The 16753-nt window shown below is 57.0% G+C and carries 17 protein-coding genes and 1 tRNA gene; 14 read left to right on the top strand and 4 right to left on the bottom strand.

Annotated elements, in window-relative coordinates; genetic code table 11:
• Positions 1-8: 8 nt before the first annotated feature.
• The 11 genes from HF931_RS15275 (at position 9) to HF931_RS15225 (ending at position 11020) form a co-directional block, all read left to right on the top strand.
• Positions 9-1073: an MBL fold metallo-hydrolase gene (locus tag HF931_RS15275; protein ID WP_273240895.1), complete on the top strand. Its 1065-nt coding sequence runs from the start codon at positions 9-11 to the stop codon at positions 1071-1073.
• A gap of 106 nt (positions 1074-1179) precedes the next feature.
• Positions 1180-2034, top strand: a complete 855-nt coding sequence (gene lepB, locus HF931_RS15270) for a signal peptidase I (protein ID WP_273240893.1) — start codon at positions 1180-1182, stop codon at positions 2032-2034.
• 128 nt (positions 2035-2162) lie between these two features.
• Positions 2163-2765 (top strand): histidine phosphatase family protein, encoded by a 603-nt coding sequence (locus HF931_RS15265; protein ID WP_273240891.1) that lies wholly within the window; start codon positions 2163-2165, stop codon positions 2763-2765.
• A gap of 78 nt (positions 2766-2843) precedes the next feature.
• Positions 2844-3089: an exodeoxyribonuclease VII small subunit gene (locus tag HF931_RS15260; protein ID WP_035553284.1), complete on the top strand. Its 246-nt coding sequence runs from the start codon at positions 2844-2846 to the stop codon at positions 3087-3089.
• Between the two features lie 12 nt (positions 3090-3101).
• On the top strand, positions 3102-3998 hold the full coding sequence (locus tag HF931_RS15255; RefSeq protein WP_035553287.1) for a polyprenyl synthetase family protein: 897 nt from the start codon (positions 3102-3104) through the stop codon (positions 3996-3998).
• A gap of 40 nt (positions 3999-4038) precedes the next feature.
• Positions 4039-5961, top strand: a complete 1923-nt coding sequence (dxs, locus tag HF931_RS15250; RefSeq protein WP_035553289.1) for a 1-deoxy-D-xylulose-5-phosphate synthase — start codon at positions 4039-4041, stop codon at positions 5959-5961.
• Between the two features lie 55 nt (positions 5962-6016).
• Positions 6017-6628, top strand: coding sequence for a hypothetical protein (locus HF931_RS15245; RefSeq protein WP_155841901.1), 612 nt, complete (start codon positions 6017-6019; stop codon positions 6626-6628).
• Positions 6629-6722: 94 nt separating this feature from the next.
• Positions 6723-7367, top strand: a complete 645-nt coding sequence (locus tag HF931_RS15240; RefSeq protein ID WP_035553295.1) for a hypothetical protein — start codon at positions 6723-6725, stop codon at positions 7365-7367.
• A gap of 200 nt (positions 7368-7567) precedes the next feature.
• Positions 7568-9307 carry a class I adenylate-forming enzyme family protein gene (locus HF931_RS15235; protein WP_273240889.1) on the top strand — a complete coding sequence of 580 codons (1740 nt, stop codon included), beginning with the start codon at positions 7568-7570 and terminating at the stop codon, positions 9305-9307.
• Between the two features lie 13 nt (positions 9308-9320).
• Positions 9321-10334 carry an aldo/keto reductase gene (locus HF931_RS15230; protein WP_035553300.1) on the top strand — a complete coding sequence of 338 codons (1014 nt, stop codon included), beginning with the start codon at positions 9321-9323 and terminating at the stop codon, positions 10332-10334.
• Entirely contained in the window at positions 10331-11020 is a 690-nt protein-coding gene (locus tag HF931_RS15225) for a DUF938 domain-containing protein (RefSeq protein WP_273240888.1), read from the top strand. The genes HF931_RS15230 and HF931_RS15225 overlap by 4 nt, the downstream gene beginning before the upstream one ends.
• On the opposite strand, the gene metG is transcribed toward HF931_RS15225, so the two are convergent.
• Together metG and HF931_RS15215 are read right to left on the bottom strand one after the other, a co-directional pair.
• The gene (gene metG, locus HF931_RS15220; RefSeq protein WP_273240887.1) at positions 11011-12738 is read right to left on the bottom strand and encodes a methionine--tRNA ligase; all 1728 of its coding nucleotides are present in this window, start codon (positions 12736-12738) and stop codon (positions 11011-11013) included. The two genes, HF931_RS15225 and metG, sit on opposite strands and share 10 nt — an antisense overlap.
• A 227-nt stretch (positions 12739-12965) precedes the next feature.
• Complete coding sequence (locus HF931_RS15215; protein WP_035553304.1) at positions 12966-13439, bottom strand: OmpA family protein; 474 nt, start codon at positions 13437-13439, stop codon at positions 12966-12968.
• 241 nt (positions 13440-13680) lie between these two features.
• Between HF931_RS15215 and HF931_RS15210 the strand changes: the two genes are divergently transcribed.
• Positions 13681-13756 (top strand) — tRNA-Thr (locus tag HF931_RS15210).
• 207 nt (positions 13757-13963) lie between these two features.
• Here HF931_RS15210 and HF931_RS17235 read toward each other — a convergent pair.
• The gene (locus HF931_RS17235) at positions 13964-14293 is read right to left on the bottom strand and encodes a PilZ domain-containing protein (RefSeq protein ID WP_420537715.1); all 330 of its coding nucleotides are present in this window, start codon (positions 14291-14293) and stop codon (positions 13964-13966) included.
• A gap of 267 nt (positions 14294-14560) precedes the next feature.
• On the opposite strand from HF931_RS17235, the gene HF931_RS15205 reads away from it, so the two are divergent.
• The gene (locus HF931_RS15205) at positions 14561-14965 is read left to right on the top strand and encodes a VanZ family protein (protein ID WP_035552702.1); all 405 of its coding nucleotides are present in this window, start codon (positions 14561-14563) and stop codon (positions 14963-14965) included.
• A gap of 121 nt (positions 14966-15086) precedes the next feature.
• The gene (locus tag HF931_RS15200; RefSeq protein WP_155841879.1) at positions 15087-15239 is read left to right on the top strand and encodes a hypothetical protein; all 153 of its coding nucleotides are present in this window, start codon (positions 15087-15089) and stop codon (positions 15237-15239) included.
• Between the two features lie 107 nt (positions 15240-15346).
• Here HF931_RS15200 and HF931_RS15195 read toward each other — a convergent pair whose 3' ends face one another.
• Positions 15347-16753 carry an O-antigen ligase family protein gene (locus HF931_RS15195; RefSeq protein WP_273240883.1) on the bottom strand — a complete coding sequence of 469 codons (1407 nt, stop codon included), beginning with the start codon at positions 16751-16753 and terminating at the stop codon, positions 15347-15349.

Below are 16753 nucleotides of genomic sequence, written 5' to 3'. Positions count from 1 at the left end.
CTCCCATCATGGACGGTACAGAAATCAGCAAGCCAAAACGGCCTCGACTCGAATATCCTTACGGGCAGTCGCCGCCAGCGCCAGGTGAGGTGAAGGAAATAGCGCCCGGCCTTTTCTGGCTCGCCATGCCGCTGCACTTCTCTCTCAAATTCATCAATGTCTGGCTGGTTGATGACGGCGACGGCTGGACCATTATCGACACCGGGATTCCCTATGATGAAACCCGCGATGTCTGGCGCAACCTGCTCGCTGACCGGGTAAGCGAGCAAAAGCCGCTGAAGCGCGTGATCGTGACCCATATGCATCCCGACCATATCGGCACAGCGGGGTGGCTCTGTCACAAATGGGGCGCTGAACTCTGGATGACGCGGCTGGAGTACACGACGTGCCGCATGCTGGTGTCTGATACTGGGCGTAGCGCCCCGAAGGCGGGGCTCGATTTCTACCTTCGTGCCGGTTGGAACAAGGCGCAACTGGACCAGTACAAGGAAAAGTTCGGCGGCTTTGGGCGGGGCGTGATGCCTTTGCCGGATTCATTCCGTAGATTGGTCGATGGCGACACGTTCGAGATGGCGGGCGAGGTTTGGGAAGTTGTTACCGGCAGCGGTCACTCCCCTGAGCATGCGTGTCTCTACTCTCCCTCCTTGAATATCCTGATGTCGGGTGACCAATTGCTGCCCAGGATTTCGTCGAATGTCTCCGTGCATCCGACGGAGCCGGCTGCCAATCCGCTGCTGGACTGGTTGGAGAGTTGTGAGAAGCTGAAGCAGCACCTGCCGGAAGATGTGCTGGTGCTGCCAGCGCACAATGAGCCATTCATTGGAGCGCACAAGCGGTTGCAGCATCTGATTGACGGTCACCATGTGGCACTTGAGCGGCTCATCCAGCGTCTTGGGCGGGGAGAGATGAAGGCGGTCGATTCCTTTACGACCCTGTTCGGGCGGGCAATTGCGGATGATGAGGTTGGCATGGCGACGGGCGAAGCGCTGGCGCACCTGAATTACCTGATCTATCGTGGAGACGTCTCCGTCGCGCGCAATGAGACCGGTATTGACCTTTACAGCCTAAACTAGCCGTTCCCCCAGCTTTTGCAGCGCCGGGCATGTTTTCGCCTTCGCATTTGCACAGTCTTTCGTCTAAACAGTTTTGGACTTCACGAAGGCGATGCAAGAGGGATACATGGCAACAGACGGTAACACCGCGGAGCAGGACGAACCCGTCGAGTCGCCAAGTCTCGGTGCCAAGTTGAAGCAAGAGCTTCGCGAATGGGCGTCGACACTCGCCGTGTTCGTGCCCGTGTTCCTGTTGTTTTCTGGCCTGGCCTATGAACAGCGCGTGATTCCGTCGGAAAGCATGGTGCCGACACTGCAGGTTACGGACCGGGTAGCCGTGGCGAAATTCGCCTACGGATACGACCGTTACTCTCTACCGTTCTCCATGGGGCGCTATATTCCGCTGCCAGAAGGGCGAATTTTCGCCAGCACGCCGACGCGGGGTGATGTGGTTGTTTTTGAGCACCCGCACACTGGCCGTGTGATGATCAAGCGACTGATCGGCTTGCCGGGCGACCAGGTGCAGCTGATCGGTGAGCAATTGTTCCTGAATGGGGAACCGGTCGAAACTGAATATTTGCGGACGGTTCGCTTCGTGCCGCACAACGATGTCGCGATTGGTACATCGCACGAATGGCGCGAGACAATCGGCGACAAGAGCTGGGTTACTCATCGTCAGGAAAAAGGCGGTCGCGGCGACAATACAGATTTGTTCATTGTCCCCGAGGGGCATGTTTTCATGATGGGCGACAATCGGGACAATTCGCTGGATAGCCGCTTCCCGAGTGGCCATTGCCCGGCGATTGATGGTGTTATCGACCAGGCAGGCTGTCAGCCGCGCGTGCCGGCAAATCTCGCATCCATCGGCTTTGTCCCCATGGATCATCTTATCGGACGGGCCGAAACGGTTCTCGTCAGCTTCCATAAGTGCAAGCTTCAGGACGAGGAACCATGCCGCAAACGGGTGTGGAAAGGCCTTTGATCCTGGCGATCAGACTGCCCCTTATCGCTGCTTGAGCGGAAACGTATCTTGCCGCATGGGGGCAACCCCGTTAGGGCAAATTGTAACAAGTGGTCACGGGGCCCGCAGAAAAACGAGTATTTACCTGTATGGCGATGCCAGACACGACATCGACAGACCGGAAGCGCGGTCCGATCATCATATCGCGTCACGGGCGGCCTGCGCTGGACCGAACGGCGGGACCGCGCCTGAACTGGAAACAGTATCGTGACTGGTGGGAGCGATATGAAATCGGCCCATTGGCAGAAGACCAGTCCCCGCCGCAGAAGCTGGTTGAGGCGGTCGCGGATGCCGACATCGTGTTCGCATCGGCGCGTTTGAGAGCGCAGCAGACTGCTGCGCATGCCGCGCCTCACATGCAGGCCCTGTTCGATCCGGTATTCAACGAGGCGCCGTTGCCGCCACCATTGCTACCCGGCGTTCGGTACTTGCCGAAAACATGGAATATCCTCGCGCGCGCAGCTTGGCTGAATGGTCACGCGCTTGATGGGGAGAGCGTGAAGCAGGCGCGCCAGCGGGCCGCATCCGCGGCGTCAAAACTTGATGAGGCCTCAAGTGAAGGCAAGGTATATCTGGCCGCTCATGGATGGTTCAATCGCATGCTGCGCCCGGAAATGAAGAAGCTGGGGTGGAAATGCACCTATGATGGCGGCGATGCCTATTGGAGTTTCCGCGTCTATGAATACCGGTGATCTGGTTCGGAAACGGTTGTAGACCTCAGGTCACCGCTCTAGTGTCACGAGAATTACAAGAAAAGATGAGGCCGACGAATGGCTGATGCGACGCAAAAACCTGTCGATAAATTGACCTTCGAGGAAGCTCTTGCAGAGCTTGAGGTGATCGTGCGCCAATTGGAGGCGGGCGAGGTCGAGCTGGAAAAATCCATAGCGATCTATGAACGTGGCGCCGCGCTGAAGGCACATTGCGAATCTCGTCTGAAATCTGCTGAGTTGAAAGTCGAGCAGATCGTGCAAGGGGCCAATGGGCCGACCACAGAACCTGCCAGTTTTGATTAGAGGGGCGTCGCTATGGGCGAAGCCCAGGACTTTGAACAGCGCCTGAAAGAGGTGGCCGATCGGGTCACGGTGGCGCTGGACCAGCTGATACCTCCCGCAGGCGGGCCCGAAGCAGATTTGATGCGGGCCATGCGCCACGCTGCGCTCGCCAATGGGAAGCGGATGCGTCCGTTCTTCCTGCTGGAGACAGGAGCCATGTTTGACGCGCCGGAGAAGACGCTGCTGAGGGCGGCCGCGGCGCTGGAATGCGTGCATTGTTATTCCCTCGTCCATGATGATTTGCCTTGTATGGATGATGACGATTTTCGGCGTGGCCAACCAACGGTGCACAAGGCGTTTGATGAGGCTACGGCGGTCCTGGCTGGGGACGCATTACTCACCCTTGCTTTCAAGATCCTTGCTTCCTCAGAAACGCATGATGATGCGTCTGTGCGCGCATTGCTGATTGAACGACTGGCGGATGCGTCCGGCGCGCGCGGCATGGTGGGCGGCCAGATGATCGATATGCTGGAATCAGACAGTCCGCGGGACCTGAATACGATTACACGCATGCAGCGCCTGAAAACCGGCGCGCTGATCTCCTATGCGACAGAGGCCGCAGCCATCATCGGTCGTGCGAGAGAGGCTGAGCGCAACGCGCTGGCGGGCTTCTCCAATGATCTTGGACTGGCTTACCAGATTGCCGATGACCTACTCGATGCTACAGGCGACGAGGACGCGGTTGGCAAACCGTTGCGGACTGACGATGCCGCAGGAAAAGCCAATTTTGTTACCCTTTTGGGGATAGACGGCGCCCGCGAACGCGTGAGTATTTTGGCTGCACAAGCGAAGGAACACCTCGCAATTTTTCGCGAAAAAGCCCATATACTGCTGCAATCGGTCGATTTTGTGCTCGATAGAACACATTAAGATCAGGTCTGACCGTTAAAAAGAACCGAGCTAATTTGTAATGACCGATGCCCGACCCAACCGTTTGCTGGATGCAATCAACTCACCAGACGACCTGAAAGACAGGTCGCGCGGGGAATTGAAGCAGATTGCCGATGAGTTGCGCGATGAGGTGATCGATGTCGTTTCAGTGACGGGTGGTCATCTGGGATCAGGTCTCGGGGTCGTTGAGCTGACACTGGCGATCCATTCGGTTTTTGACACGCCAGACGACAAACTGATCTTTGATGTTGGGCATCAATGCTATCCCCACAAGATCCTGACCGGGCGCCGCGATCAGATGCGTACTCTGCGCCAGCCTGGTGGACTATCTGGCTTCACCAAGCGCGCCGAAAGTGAATACGACCCGTTTGGTGCGGCGCATGCCTCCACATCGATTTCTGCGGGGCATGGGTTTGCGAAAGCGCGCGACATACAGGGCGCCGATACGCACGTCGTGTGCGTTATCGGGGATGGGTCGATGTCAGCTGGCATGGCGTATGAGGCCATGAACAATGCCGGGGCCGACAGGTCGCGGCTAATCGTTATTCTGAACGACAATGATATGTCGATTGCGCCGCCAGTTGGCGCGATGAGCAATTATCTGTCGAAACTGGTATCTTCGCGTCCCTATCGGGGGCTGCGCCGGATCGCGAAGAAAGTGGTTTCGCCCATGGGGCTGGAGAGCCCGGCACGGCGCGCGGAAGAGTATCTGCGTGGCTTCGCGATGGGTGGAACACTGTTTGAGGAGCTTGGCTTTTACTACGTCGGCCCGATTGATGGGCACGACCTCGATACGCTGATCCCGGTGCTTGAGAACGTAAAGGCCATGCGCGACGGACCGATCCTGATCCATGCTGTGACGCAGAAGGGCAAGGGATATGCTCCGGCTGAAAACTCCGCCGACAAGTATCACGGCGTATCGAAATTTTCGGTGGTCACGGGCGAACAGTCCAAGCCGAAGCCCAAGGCCCCCAACTATCAGAAAGTGTTTGGCCAGACGCTGACGAAGCTTGCGGAAACGGATGAGAAGATCTGTGCCATTACGGCGGCGATGCCGTCTGGTACGTCTACGGATATTTTTGCAAAGCGTTTCCCTGATCGCCACTTCGATGTGGGCATTGCCGAGCAACACGCGGTAACGTTTGCCGCTGGCCTTGCAGCTGATGGCCTCAAGCCGTTCGCAGCGATTTACTCCACCTTCCTGCAGCGAGGATACGATCAGGTCGTTCATGATGTGGCGATCCAGAAACTGCCTGTTCGCTTTGCGATTGACCGCGCCGGCCTCGTTGGAGCGGATGGCGCGACGCACGCTGGCAGTTTCGATATTGGTTATCTCGGCGCGTTGCCGGGAATGATCTGCATGGCGGCCGCTGATGAGGCCGAACTTGCTCGGATGGTTGTCACGTCAGCGCAGATTGATGATGCCCCGTCAGCCTTTCGGTATCCACGCGGTGAAGGCACAGGCGTTGACGTGCCTGAGACCCCAATGCCACTCGAAATCGGGAAAGGACGCATCGTTCGCGAAGGCACCACAATTGCCATCCTTTCCTACGGTACACGTCTGGCAGAAGCGGAGAAGGCGGCAGAAATGCTCGCCGCTCAAGGTCTTTCAGCGACGGTTGCGGACGCGCGCTTCGCCAAGCCATTGGACGCTGATCTTGTCGAGCGGCTAGCAAAGGAGCACGAGGTTCTGATCACGGTCGAAGAAGGCGCCACGGGTGGCTTTGGCAGCTTCGTTCTGGAGCACCTCGCCCGTGTCGGAGCGCTCGATACGGGGCTCAAGATTCGCCCGATGACGTTGCCGGATACATTCCAGGACCAGGAAGGCCCCTATCAGATGTATGAGACGGCTGGACTGAATGCGCGCCACATCGCGGCAAAAGCGATTGAAGCATTGGGCCGGGGCGACATTGCTGAAATCAACCGGCTCGCCAGCGCCTGATACCTGTCTGAAAAGCAATTTGCGGCGTGTGCCGAACCGGTCTTATGTGCCGGGCATGAGACGCTATCCCATTTACATATCGCTGGCCGCCGCAGCGCTGCTCGCTGCGTGTGCAACTGCCCCGGAAGCCGCTGATACCGGGCCACCGCCAGAGGCCGTTATTGCCGAGGCGCTATCCGAAACGAATCCCTTTGAGGCCGAAGCGCTTCTCTCTGATCTGTTGGCGCGCAGCTCCCTGACTACCGAACAGCGCGTGCAGGCCCTCTATCATCGTGGAAGCCTTCGCCGTCAGGATGCAGATGACCGGGAAGGCGCGGTTGAGGATTTCGAGGCCTTGCTGGCGCTCGCGCCCGATCACTCGTTGGCGCCCAATGCACAGACCGAGTTGGATTATGTCCGCACCGATATCGAGGAGATCAAGGCGTCTATGAACCGCTTCCTCAATTTGCCGGATTGGTTCGATGGAACGTGGACGCTCGGCCAGCACGAGCAAGCGGTGACGCGTTATCGCACTTCCGGACTGGCCCCGACACCCGAACAGGTTCAGACCCTGATCCAGGCTGGCTATATCTGCGAAGCAGACAGCCAGGAAGCGCGCCTTCATGATTTTGGTGAAGACCGTGATGATCTTGCTGGTATGGAATGGTGCGATGCACCGACCAGCTGAAAGGTCACACAAAATCCACAATACCGCCCTGTGCCTGATCGTCTTCTACGACTAGGACTGTAAGCAGTCGTTTTTTGTCCCGTTGGAGATACTCATGATTCGATCCGGTCTTTTCCTTGCTGCCTCTGCGCTTGTGCTCGCGGCATGTTCCAGCGCGCCTGCCGCCACCGAAAGGGCGACAACGCCTGTGGTGCAACCCGCGTCTGGCTTCGCAATGGCCATGACCACGGTAGAGGGGCTGAAAGAAGCCGGTAACACGCAGACGGCAATTGATCGCCTGACCCAGTTGACCGGTGATCCAGACCTGTCCCGCGATCAACTCGCTAAGACCCTTTTGCGCCGTGGTGAACTGCGCATGAGCCCGGAAGGCTATGACGTCATGGGCGCGGTTGAGGATTTCGAAGAGATCGTCAACACGCTGGACGATACTACGTCCTATGCCGAAGCCCAGACATTGCTTGGCTCCGCGCAAGGCGCTGAAGCAGCGCTGATCGAACAGCTCAATCTGCCGGAAACGACCCGGCAGGAGAAGTTCGACATTCTGATGCGTCTCGGACGTCATGAGGATGCGATTGATCTGATGATTGCGAGCGATCTGACGCCCGATAACCAAACCCTGATTGCCATGTTTCAGATTGGGTACCTGTGCGAAGGCGACGAATTGACCGGTCGTGGCTACGACGCCGTCGAGCCAGACGGCACGGCGCATACGCTGCGGTTCTGCGACTTCGGCAAATAAAACAAGCTAAAACAATGTTCTTTTTGTCGCCGTTTGTGTGCGATCTCTTCGTGAAGAGATGTGGGTGCAAGCGGCGACATTGCTTCAGCATCGTAGCGGACTGTTGCTCGCGAAAAATTGTCGGCTGAACGCTCAGTTTTTCCTTCAATAGTCGGGTCTGGCGTGATTGTGTGGACAAAACACACATTCAGAGGAAACCCATGCCCGCAGATACGTTGCCGAACTGGCCCGCCATGTCCATCGCCCAAGCGAACGAGATGTTGGCTGGCGAAGGCTCTCCCCTCGAACTCGTTGATGGCGTTGTCGATGGTGTCGAGATGAAGCTCTACAAGAATGCGCCGCCATCCGTGCCGCTCGTGCTTCAGTTGGCAAGCATGCAATATGCGGATCGGGACTACATCGTCTATGAAGACGAACGCGTCACTTTCTCGGCGCTCGCCAAGGCTGTTGTGAAGCTGGCGGGGGTCATGAAGGACACTTATGGCATCGAAAAGGGTGACCGCGTTGCGGTGATCATGCGGAACTACCCGCAGTGGCCCGTTGCGTTCTTTGCCGCCTCCATGATCGGCGCAATTGCGACGCCTATGAATTCCTGGTGGACCGGGGAAGAGCTGGAATATGGCTTGTCTTTTGCGGGCGTGAAGCTGGCAGTCGTTGATCCACAGATCTATGAGCGTATCCGGGCTGAGTGGGAAAACCTGCCAGAGTTGAAGAATGTGATGATCGCCCGCGACCCTGATGGCGAGTATGGAGATCCGCGGGTTTCCCAAATGGAGACCCATATTGGCGGCGCAAATGATTGGGCAAAACTGCCGGATGTTTCCTGGCCCGCAATTGATGTGGGGCCGGATGACGACGCCACAATCATGTATACGTCGGGCACGACGGGCAAGCCGAAAGGCGCGCTGGCGACCCATCGCGCGGTCGTATCAAACATGTTCAATGGCATGACCTGTCAGGCGCGCATGTTCCTGCGCCGCGGTGAGCCAGTGCCGGAGCCCGATCCGAACGAGCAGCGCGCAACTTTGCTCGCCATTCCATTTTTCCATGCGACCGGCGCGTTCGCGATCATGATCCCGTCGTTGCTGCGCGGCGACAAGATCGTGTCGATGTACAAATGGGATGCTGGCAAGGCGCTGCCGATCATCGAAGCAGAAAAAGTGACCGCCGTTGGAGGCGTGCCAGCGATTGCCTGGCAACTTCTGGAACATCCGGACAGGGACAAATATGACCTGTCTTCAATTGCGGCCATTTCGTATGGCGGTGCGCCGTCTGCACCCGAGTTGGTTTCGACGATCAAGAAGCGGTTTCCGGACGCTGCCCCCGGTAATGGTTGGGGCATGACGGAGACATGCGCAACGGCCACGCTCAATATCGGCGAAGACTATGTAAACCGTCCAGGAAGTGCCGGTGCGCCGCCCAAAGCCGTATCGCTGAAGATCTGTGATCCGGATGGCAATGAACTTCCGCAGGGCGAAGTGGGCGAGCTCTGGTGCAAGGGTCCGATGAATTGCAAGTCATATTGGAACCGACCGGATGCCACTGCCGAAACGTTCCGTGAGGGCTGGGTGGTCACGGGAGACCTGGCGCGTCTCGACGAAGAGGGTTTCCTCTATTTGGTTGACCGGGCGAAGGACATGTTGATCCGCGGCGGCGAAAACGTTTACTGCATTGAGGTTGAAAACGCGCTGTATGAACATCCGGCTGTCATGGACGCGGCTGTTGTGGGTATTCCGCACAAGGTGCTTGGCGAGGAGGTTGGCGCCGTCGTACAATTGAAGCCAGGCATGCAGGTGAGCGAGGATGAACTGCGCGCTCATGCGGCAGGCCACCTTGCTGCGTTCAAGGTGCCGGTCAAGATTCTGTTCATGAGCGAACCACTTCCGCGCAACGCGAATGGCAAGATACTGAAGCCGGTATTGCGCGAGAAATTTGTTTAGCAAGGAAGATTCGATGACATCCAAAAGACGTATCGGCGACCGGGAAGTGTATCCGGTCGGGCTCGGCTGCATGAACATCACGCATGCCTATGGTCCTCCCATGGACGAGACCGAGGCGAAGGCCTTGCTCGTGCGTGCACTGGATATCGGTTACGACTTTCTGGATACCGCTACGCTATATGGCTTTGGTCGTAGCGAGGAGTTGATTGGCGAGGCGCTGAAGGACCGTCGCGATAGCTACTTCCTTGCCAGCAAGTGCGTGCTTGGGTTCAAGGACGGCCAGCGTACGCTGGACGCGCGCCCTGAGACGATCAAGGCAGCGTGCGATGCCAGTCTCAAGCGGTTGCAGACTGATGTCATCGATCTTTATTACATGCACCGTCCCGATCCGAATGTGCCTATTGAGGATTCGGTCGGTGCTCTGTCCGAGCTGGTGGCGGCGGGAAAGATCCGGATGATTGGTCTTTCCGAAATGGGGGCTGCAGATTTGCGACGGGCGCACGCCGTGCACCCTATTGCAGCCATGCAGAGCGAATATTCTCTTTGGGTGCGCAATCCGGAGATTGCTATCAAGGCTGCCTGCGAAGAGCTGGGCGTTGCGCTGGTGGCGTTCTCGCCGGTCGGGCGCGGCTTCCTCGCCGATCCGCCGGTAGACCCGGCAAAGTTTCATGAATCCGATTTGCGCGGATCCATTTTCCCGCGATTTGATCCGGAAAATTATGCGGCCAATTTGCCTTTGCTTGACGAAGCGCGCGCTTGCGCGGCGGAGGTCGGTTGCACGGTGGCGCAGCTTGCCTTGGCCTGGACGATGGCGAAGGGCGACAATATCCTGCCTATTCCCGGCACAACCAGCCTTCAGCATCTGGAAGAGAACTGGGGCGCTGGCCAGATTGAGTTGTCTGACGACATGGTCGCGCGCCTTGATGCTTCTTTCCTGCCGGAGAAGGCAGTCGGGCCACGCTATAGTCCTATGGGACAATCGGTGGTGACGACCGAGATGTACCCGTTCGAGCGCGACCAGGCGTGAGCGCTTCCGATAAGGACTATCCCAAGTCGGAGCAGGGCAAGCCGGTGGCGTTGGAACAGCGCGGCGAAGAGACCGATGGTCGCCGGTATTCGCCATCTGTCGCGCGCAATCGCGATCCTATCCTCCAGGTTTTCCGCGACCATGTTGCGCAGACTGGGAACATTCTGGAAATTGCCTCCGGTACGGGGGAGCATGGCGCTTATTTGACAAGCAATCTGGCAGACCTTCGCTGGACCTATTCAGATATCGACGCCGACAGTCGCCGGAGCCAGCAGGCTTGGGCTGCAGCAGTTGGACATGACCGACTTGACGGGCCGTTCGTGGTGGACGCCAGCCAGAGCGATTGGGGCGATGCCGAACGACCCGACCATTGGGACGTCGTTGCTTCGGTCAACATGATCCATATCGCGCCCTTCGAGGCGGCACTTGGCCTGATCTCGGGGGCGGGACGATTGCTGAAACCGGGTGGCAAACTGTTCCTGTATGGTCCCTTCGCGCGGAATGGCGAGATTGCGCCCTCTAATGCTGCCTTTAACGAGAGTTTGCAGTCCCGTGACCCGACATGGGGCGTGCGAGACCTTGATCAACAAATCGTACCAATGACCGAAGAGGTGGGGCTGAGTGTGACGAACATCATCGAGATGCCCGCCAACAATCTCAGCGTCGTGTTGCAGCGTCAGGCCTGATCGCCACCGAAGCGTGCGGTCCATTCGGCAACCTGGTCATCCTCGATCTTCTGGAAGAGGACGTCTGGAGCGGAAACATTCATACCGTGTGGAAGACTATCAAGAAGCGCGGAAATGTCCCTGAACTGGAAGCTGCGATGCTCGTCGGGAATCCCGAGGGCGTCGAGGATCTTCTTGCCGGCATCCGGAATGATGGGCAGGGCCAGAATGCCAAACAGGGCGGCAAGGTTCAGCCCGGTGCGCACACCTACTGCGGCGGCGTCCACATCCGTCTTGTACTTCACCCAAGGCTCAGCCTTCGTAAGGTACTCATTGCCAGCGGCCCAGATAGCGCGTGTCTCAGCGGCGGCCTTGCGGAATTCCATCTCCTCATAGTGCGCGATCAGGCGAGGCAGACGTTCCTCCAGCTCGGCAATCATCCACGCTTCAGCGTCGCCCGGTGAGCCGGCATTCGGCAGTTTGCCGTCAAATTTCGACACCGTGTATTTCGTGATCCGGTTCACAAAATTACCGAGCACATTTGCAAGGTCTGAATTGATCGCTGACTGGAAGCCTTCCCATGTGAAGGCGGCGTCGGAGCCTTCAGGTGCGTTGGCAATCAGGTACCAGCGCCAATAGTCGGCTGGCAGCAGTTCCAGAGCCTGGTCCATGAAGACGCCGCGCTTGTTTGAGGTCGAGAACTTTCCACCATACCAGGTGACCCAGTTGAACGCCTTCAGCTTGTCGACCGTTTTCCAAGGCTCGCCGGAGCCGAGCAGCGTGACAGGGAAACTGACTGTATGGAAGGCGACGTTGTCCTTTCCCATGAACTGGACGTATTCGGTCTGGTCCGCGCCCTTGTCCGTGCGCCAGAGGGCCTCCCAGTCATTGCCGGTTGCCTCGGCCCATTCTTGTGTCGCGGCGATGTATTCAATGGGCGCGTCGAACCAGACGTAGAAGACCTTGTCCTCAAACCCTTCGCGAGGATTTCCATCGGCGTCCAACACTGGCACGCCCCAGGCGAGGTCCCGCGTAATGGCACGGGCGATCAGCCCTTCGTCCAGCCACTTATTTGCGATCGAGACGGCGAGGCTTGGCCATTGAGCGCCTTTGCTGTTCACCCATTCGCGGATTTTCTCCTGCATCTTGGTTTGCAGAAGGTAGAGATGGTTTGTGTCGCGAATCTCGATGTTGCGGCTGCCTGAAACCGACGAATACGGGTCGATCAGATCGACCGGGTCTAGCAATCGTCCGCAATTATCGCATTGATCGCCGCGCGCCTTTTCAAACGCGCAAGTCGGGCAGGTGCCTTCAACATAACGATCCGGCAGGAAGCGACCATCATCGACGGAATAGACCTGTTTCGAGGTGCGTTCTTCAATCAGGCCATTCTGCTCCAGAACACGGGCAAAATGCTGGGTCAGCGCGCTGTTTGCCGGGCGGGAAGAGCGACCGAACCAGTCATAGGACAGGTTGAAGCCTTCGCCGGCCTTGCGCTGAATTTCGTATTGTTCGTCGCAATAGGCCTGAACACTCATGTCGGCTGCCTGAGCGGCGAGCTCCGCCGGCGTGCCATGCTCGTCCGTCGCACAGATATAGGTCACATCATGGCCCATCAGACGCATCACCCGAGCATACACGTCAGCGGGCAGCATTGAGCCGGCCAAATTGCCGAGGTGCTTGATTCCATTGATGTAAGGCAGGGCGGAAGTAACGAGGATGCGCCGGGTTTGCGTCATGAAAGTGAGGTCTTTCCCAAATTGCGTTGCAGGCGAGGCCGGGCGGAGCACCGGTTGCCCTGCACCTTTTAGCGATGCGCGCGCGAAAGGAAAGAATTGTGACGCCTGAAATAACACCGGGGTGACGGGCACAAAAAAGCCCCGGACACGCTGCAAGGGGCATCCGGGGCGATCGGCTTGCGGGATGCGGTGAGAAATCCTGCAGGCCTTGGGAGGAAATTCTGGTCTTAGAGACCGTAGCCTTTTGAGGCGGTGACCGTCAGATCGACCCGGCGTGCCATTGGCAGGTTGGTCGTTTCGGCAGGGTCACTGACGACTGCAGGCGCGAAATTCATGCGGACATCGCGGGCGCGGATCCCGCGCGCATTCAGCGCTTCGAGGACAATAGCGGCGCGGGCTTCGGAGAGCGTCGTAGAGCGCTCGGTATCTGTAGAATCAGCTGATATGACCTTGGCCTCGATATTGGAGATCGAGCAGCCGGCGAGCCTGTCTCCCGCAGTGTTGAGAGAGCGGACAGCATAGGAAGACAGCACGGCTTCCTGGTTTGAGAAATACACCGTGATTTCAGTGTCTTCGCAGGAACGTTCGAAGGGAACATGAACTGGCTCCAATGGCGGAGCCTTGGGGGCGTCCGACATGGCGGGAAATGTGAGCGCGATGGCGCCGATGCTTAATCCGGCAAGAATTTGAGCGCGTTTCATGATCCAGTCTTCCTTCAGGCTGCTCGTGTCGACTGACACCCATCAACACCACATCTGTGCGTGTGGTTTCATTACAGCCTTGATAGTCTTGAACTGGGGCGGAAATGTGCGCCTCTCTGGGCGAATGGGGCAAAGACGAGGTGATTGGAAGAATTCATCGTTTGAGCGCGGGGAGTGAATTTCACTGGAACAGCCGCTTGCGCCGCGGCTCTGATCGAAGTAGTGACTGCGTTTCCAGCGTGCCGGCTTAGCTCAGCTGGTAGAGCATCTGATTTGTAATCAGAGGGTCGGGGGTTCGAGTCCCTCAGCCGGCACCACTGGAGCTTTCTCTACAAAGTAGCGAATTTGAAACAGCTGCAGATGTGCCTGTGCATGGTGATCGTGCAATCGAAATTGCTGTGACCACACCGTGACATTCCTGCCCTTCCAGGCCGGACATCATCGCAATGATGAGGCGGTCAGGAAGGACAGGGGCGGGGGATTTCGAGATGAGAGCCAATTAAGACTTCGGGAAGCGGCGCATCTCAGGCGGAGTCGCGAAATCTTACGCCGGCTTCGAGCCCTTTCTGCCATACAAGTTCACACTCACGGACTTCCGGACAATTGGAATTTGGATTCGAGATTTCGACGGTGAAGGAAGACGGGCACGGCCAGATCGTGTGGGTTTCCAACTTTAATCCGCTATCTGACATATTCAGAATACGGATATCCATTGTGCAGCGGTCTTCGTTGAACCGTATCCGTCCACACTTCAATGTTCGCCGTCGATGAGATCTTCTCGTTTCCACTTGGGACTTGCTCCCCCCCGACCAAACTATCCACTGCCTGAGCCTCGCCAATGTGCGTCTACACATGCCTATGACTGCAGACTGAATTTTGGAGGGCCTAAGCGGGATCGTAAACTGACCCGTAACCGCTACACATTTGGATAGCCGCGAAAACCCTATGCTTAATCTGGCGATACTCAGGAGGGTGTGACGATTGCGGGTGCCCCATAATGGCGGTCCATTCGGGAATGCCTGTTGCTTCAAGGTTTGACTATGTCGACCATCGTCTAGATGCCCTTGGAGTTGGGAAGGGCTGCGCGCGTCTCAAATTGGCGGCATATGCGGGGAAATTGGATGCGTGATTTGCAGTGTGAGGAGGGGGCGCCCAAGCCGGGGTTCTGGTTTCGATGGATGCTATACCTTCTGAAGGCAACTGGAACAGCATTCTTCCTGCTGATTATATGGTTGAGTATAGGGCTGGAGTGGCGCGTTTCTCCAAACCATATGTGGATTGACAAAGACCGCCACTTTCTTGCCTTCTATGCCTTGTCGCTGCTGGCTCTTGTCACAATCACGAAGAGGGCTTGGTGGTTTATCGTAATGACTCTCGTCATATTGGCTGCCGGGATCGAGGTCATCCAGCCCTATTTCGGTCGCCAACTGAGCGTGTTGGACTTTCTGGCAAGCTGCGCAGGAGTATTTCTGGCGTTCTTGCCCGTTCCTTTGTGGCGACTGAGACAGAAATTCAAAATGGTGTAGCGACCGCGTGAATATTTAGTTCAGCCCGGGCGAGGGGGACCCATTTGGGGTGCCGAGCAGGGAGGTAGTGGCGAATGCAAAAACTATGTACCCAGAAGTCGACTATCATTTGGAGGGGCAAATGCTGATCTTCTATGCTTTCCTGGTTTCTCTGTGTTTTGTTGGCTCGTTTGCGTTCCTCATAGGTGCGTGGTGGGCAAGCGATCATGCCAAAGAACGCCGGATGAAAGAAATCCGTTCCGGATATACTGAGATCACTACAGGCAATACCTGATTTGATCTGTCAGTGTCGGCCAAGGTCAAGGGAGGCTGGTTCGACAGGGGTGGATACAAGTGAGTGGTGCTTGAGTTTTCAGATTGCGAAACTCTTGCACCCCCGGTTCAGATTTCGATACCGCGCGCGGTGCGATTGCGTGTGCTGGATGGTCGTCGCGAGATAGCCAGCGTCGCCAAACCTTTCGGCCAAACAGCAAGAATGAAGCAAGCCGTCAGGACAACGAGGATGGCAGGAGTTCTGGCGGGGTAATCAACAAGACTGTGAAGCAGCACAACCAGACAAGATACAGTCGCTGCACGGCGTAGAGGACTGTCCGCGTCTGGAGATTCTGTCCAGGTTCTGATCGTGACTTTCAGGTAAACTGCAAGCACGACAATCATTGCAAGAACACCCAGAATGCCGAGTTCGATTGCAACTTGTAAATACTCATTATGCGCATGGTTTATCCACACGGATTTCACCGTGTTGGGATCTTCGTAGAGCATGAATACATTTGAGAACGTGCCGAGTCCCGTGCCAAACATCCAGTGATCCTTCAGCATTTCGATTGATGTCGGCCAAACGATCTCCTGACGTCCTTTGTCTGTTATCGAGAAATCTGAGAATGCCACTCCTTCAAGGGCTGGGGCATTCACGGCGAGCAGTATGGAGCCCGCGACACTCGCCACAATCAATACAAGGCTTCCGATGGCTGCTCGTCTAGAAAATGAGTTGTGCAGGATGCAAAGCGATAGAATGCTGACAGGCAGGATGAGAATGTAACTTGCGCGTACACCTGCTGCCCAGATTGCAGATAGGAAAAGTATCAACAAAGCCCCAAGTATGGTCTGTCGGAAAAAGACGTGCTGTCGTGATCGATTGGGGGCTGTGCGCCGTCCCGACATGCCGGCCAACAGGGGAAGACACATAAGTAGCAAAGTCACCTGATGGTTGGCGTTCGCGAAGAATCCCGCTGCTGGATCATATGGGAGAAGCCCTGACAACAACGCTCTGAGGGGGCTCATGGGGACGACCATGAGTAGTCCCAAAAGCGCGCTCGTAGCCCCGCATATCAGTATACCCCACGAGATGGTCTGTGGCCCGGATTCATTTCCAAACGCCGCAACCAGTAGGATGAATGTGATTGGAATGAGGGTCGCCAGCACGGCTCTGGACGTTTCCTGCCCCGAAAAGCTCACAGGCATATTCGGGAGGGAGCTGATGCCCAGGTCGAGCAAGTCTGAAGCAATCACGTCACGACCGGGCAGGGATTCCCACATACCGGCAGGCAAAGGCAGAAGCTGCAGGATCGGCCATACGGCGATGGCAAGAAGCGCAGCAACAATGATCATCGCAGGTCGATGCCGCATCGGAGATGTTGCGGAATAGATTACGCCAGCGATCAGGATTGTGGAAATCAATTGAAGCCACAAATGCGGCAACTGATCCTTGGCACTCGAACCGCCGAGAACAAGGCAGAGCAAAAGGTATGCGCCCGGGAGGGCGGTCGCGGCGGCTTTGCGAAATGACAT

The sequence above is a fragment of the Hyphomonas atlantica corrig. genome (assembly GCF_017795365.1).
Lineage (GTDB): Bacteria > Pseudomonadota > Alphaproteobacteria > Caulobacterales > Hyphomonadaceae > Hyphomonas > Hyphomonas atlantica.
The sequence above is the reverse complement of the archived record's forward strand: the minus strand, read 5'-3'. Positions and strand labels throughout refer to the sequence as shown.

What these genes read in the sequence shown, in the direction of transcription:
- HF931_RS15275 (WP_273240895.1), top strand. Translation starts at nt 9, where the DNA reads ATGGACGGTACAGAAATCAGCAAGCCAAAACGGCCTCGACTCGAATAT.
- lepB (WP_273240893.1), top strand. Translation starts at nt 1,180, where the DNA reads ATGGCAACAGACGGTAACACCGCGGAGCAGGACGAACCCGTCGAGTCG.
- HF931_RS15265 (WP_273240891.1), top strand. Translation starts at nt 2,163, where the DNA reads ATGGCGATGCCAGACACGACATCGACAGACCGGAAGCGCGGTCCGATC.
- HF931_RS15260 (WP_035553284.1), top strand. Translation starts at nt 2,844, where the DNA reads ATGGCTGATGCGACGCAAAAACCTGTCGATAAATTGACCTTCGAGGAA.
- HF931_RS15255 (WP_035553287.1), top strand. Translation starts at nt 3,102, where the DNA reads ATGGGCGAAGCCCAGGACTTTGAACAGCGCCTGAAAGAGGTGGCCGAT.
- dxs (WP_035553289.1), top strand. Translation starts at nt 4,039, where the DNA reads ATGACCGATGCCCGACCCAACCGTTTGCTGGATGCAATCAACTCACCA.
- HF931_RS15245 (WP_155841901.1), top strand. Translation starts at nt 6,017, where the DNA reads ATGAGACGCTATCCCATTTACATATCGCTGGCCGCCGCAGCGCTGCTC.
- HF931_RS15240 (WP_035553295.1), top strand. Translation starts at nt 6,723, where the DNA reads ATGATTCGATCCGGTCTTTTCCTTGCTGCCTCTGCGCTTGTGCTCGCG.
- HF931_RS15235 (WP_273240889.1), top strand. Translation starts at nt 7,568, where the DNA reads ATGCCCGCAGATACGTTGCCGAACTGGCCCGCCATGTCCATCGCCCAA.
- HF931_RS15230 (WP_035553300.1), top strand. Translation starts at nt 9,321, where the DNA reads ATGACATCCAAAAGACGTATCGGCGACCGGGAAGTGTATCCGGTCGGG.
- metG (WP_273240887.1), bottom strand. Translation starts at nt 12,738, where the DNA reads ATGACGCAAACCCGGCGCATCCTCGTTACTTCCGCCCTGCCTTACATC.
- HF931_RS15215 (WP_035553304.1), bottom strand. Translation starts at nt 13,439, where the DNA reads ATGAAACGCGCTCAAATTCTTGCCGGATTAAGCATCGGCGCCATCGCG.
- HF931_RS17235 (WP_420537715.1), bottom strand. Translation starts at nt 14,293, where the DNA reads ATGTGTAGACGCACATTGGCGAGGCTCAGGCAGTGGATAGTTTGGTCG.
- HF931_RS15205 (WP_035552702.1), top strand. Translation starts at nt 14,561, where the DNA reads ATGCGTGATTTGCAGTGTGAGGAGGGGGCGCCCAAGCCGGGGTTCTGG.
- HF931_RS15200 (WP_155841879.1), top strand. Translation starts at nt 15,087, where the DNA reads ATGCTGATCTTCTATGCTTTCCTGGTTTCTCTGTGTTTTGTTGGCTCG.
- HF931_RS15195 (WP_273240883.1), bottom strand. Translation starts at nt 16,753, where the DNA reads ATGTCATTTCGCAAAGCCGCCGCGACCGCCCTCCCGGGCGCATACCTT.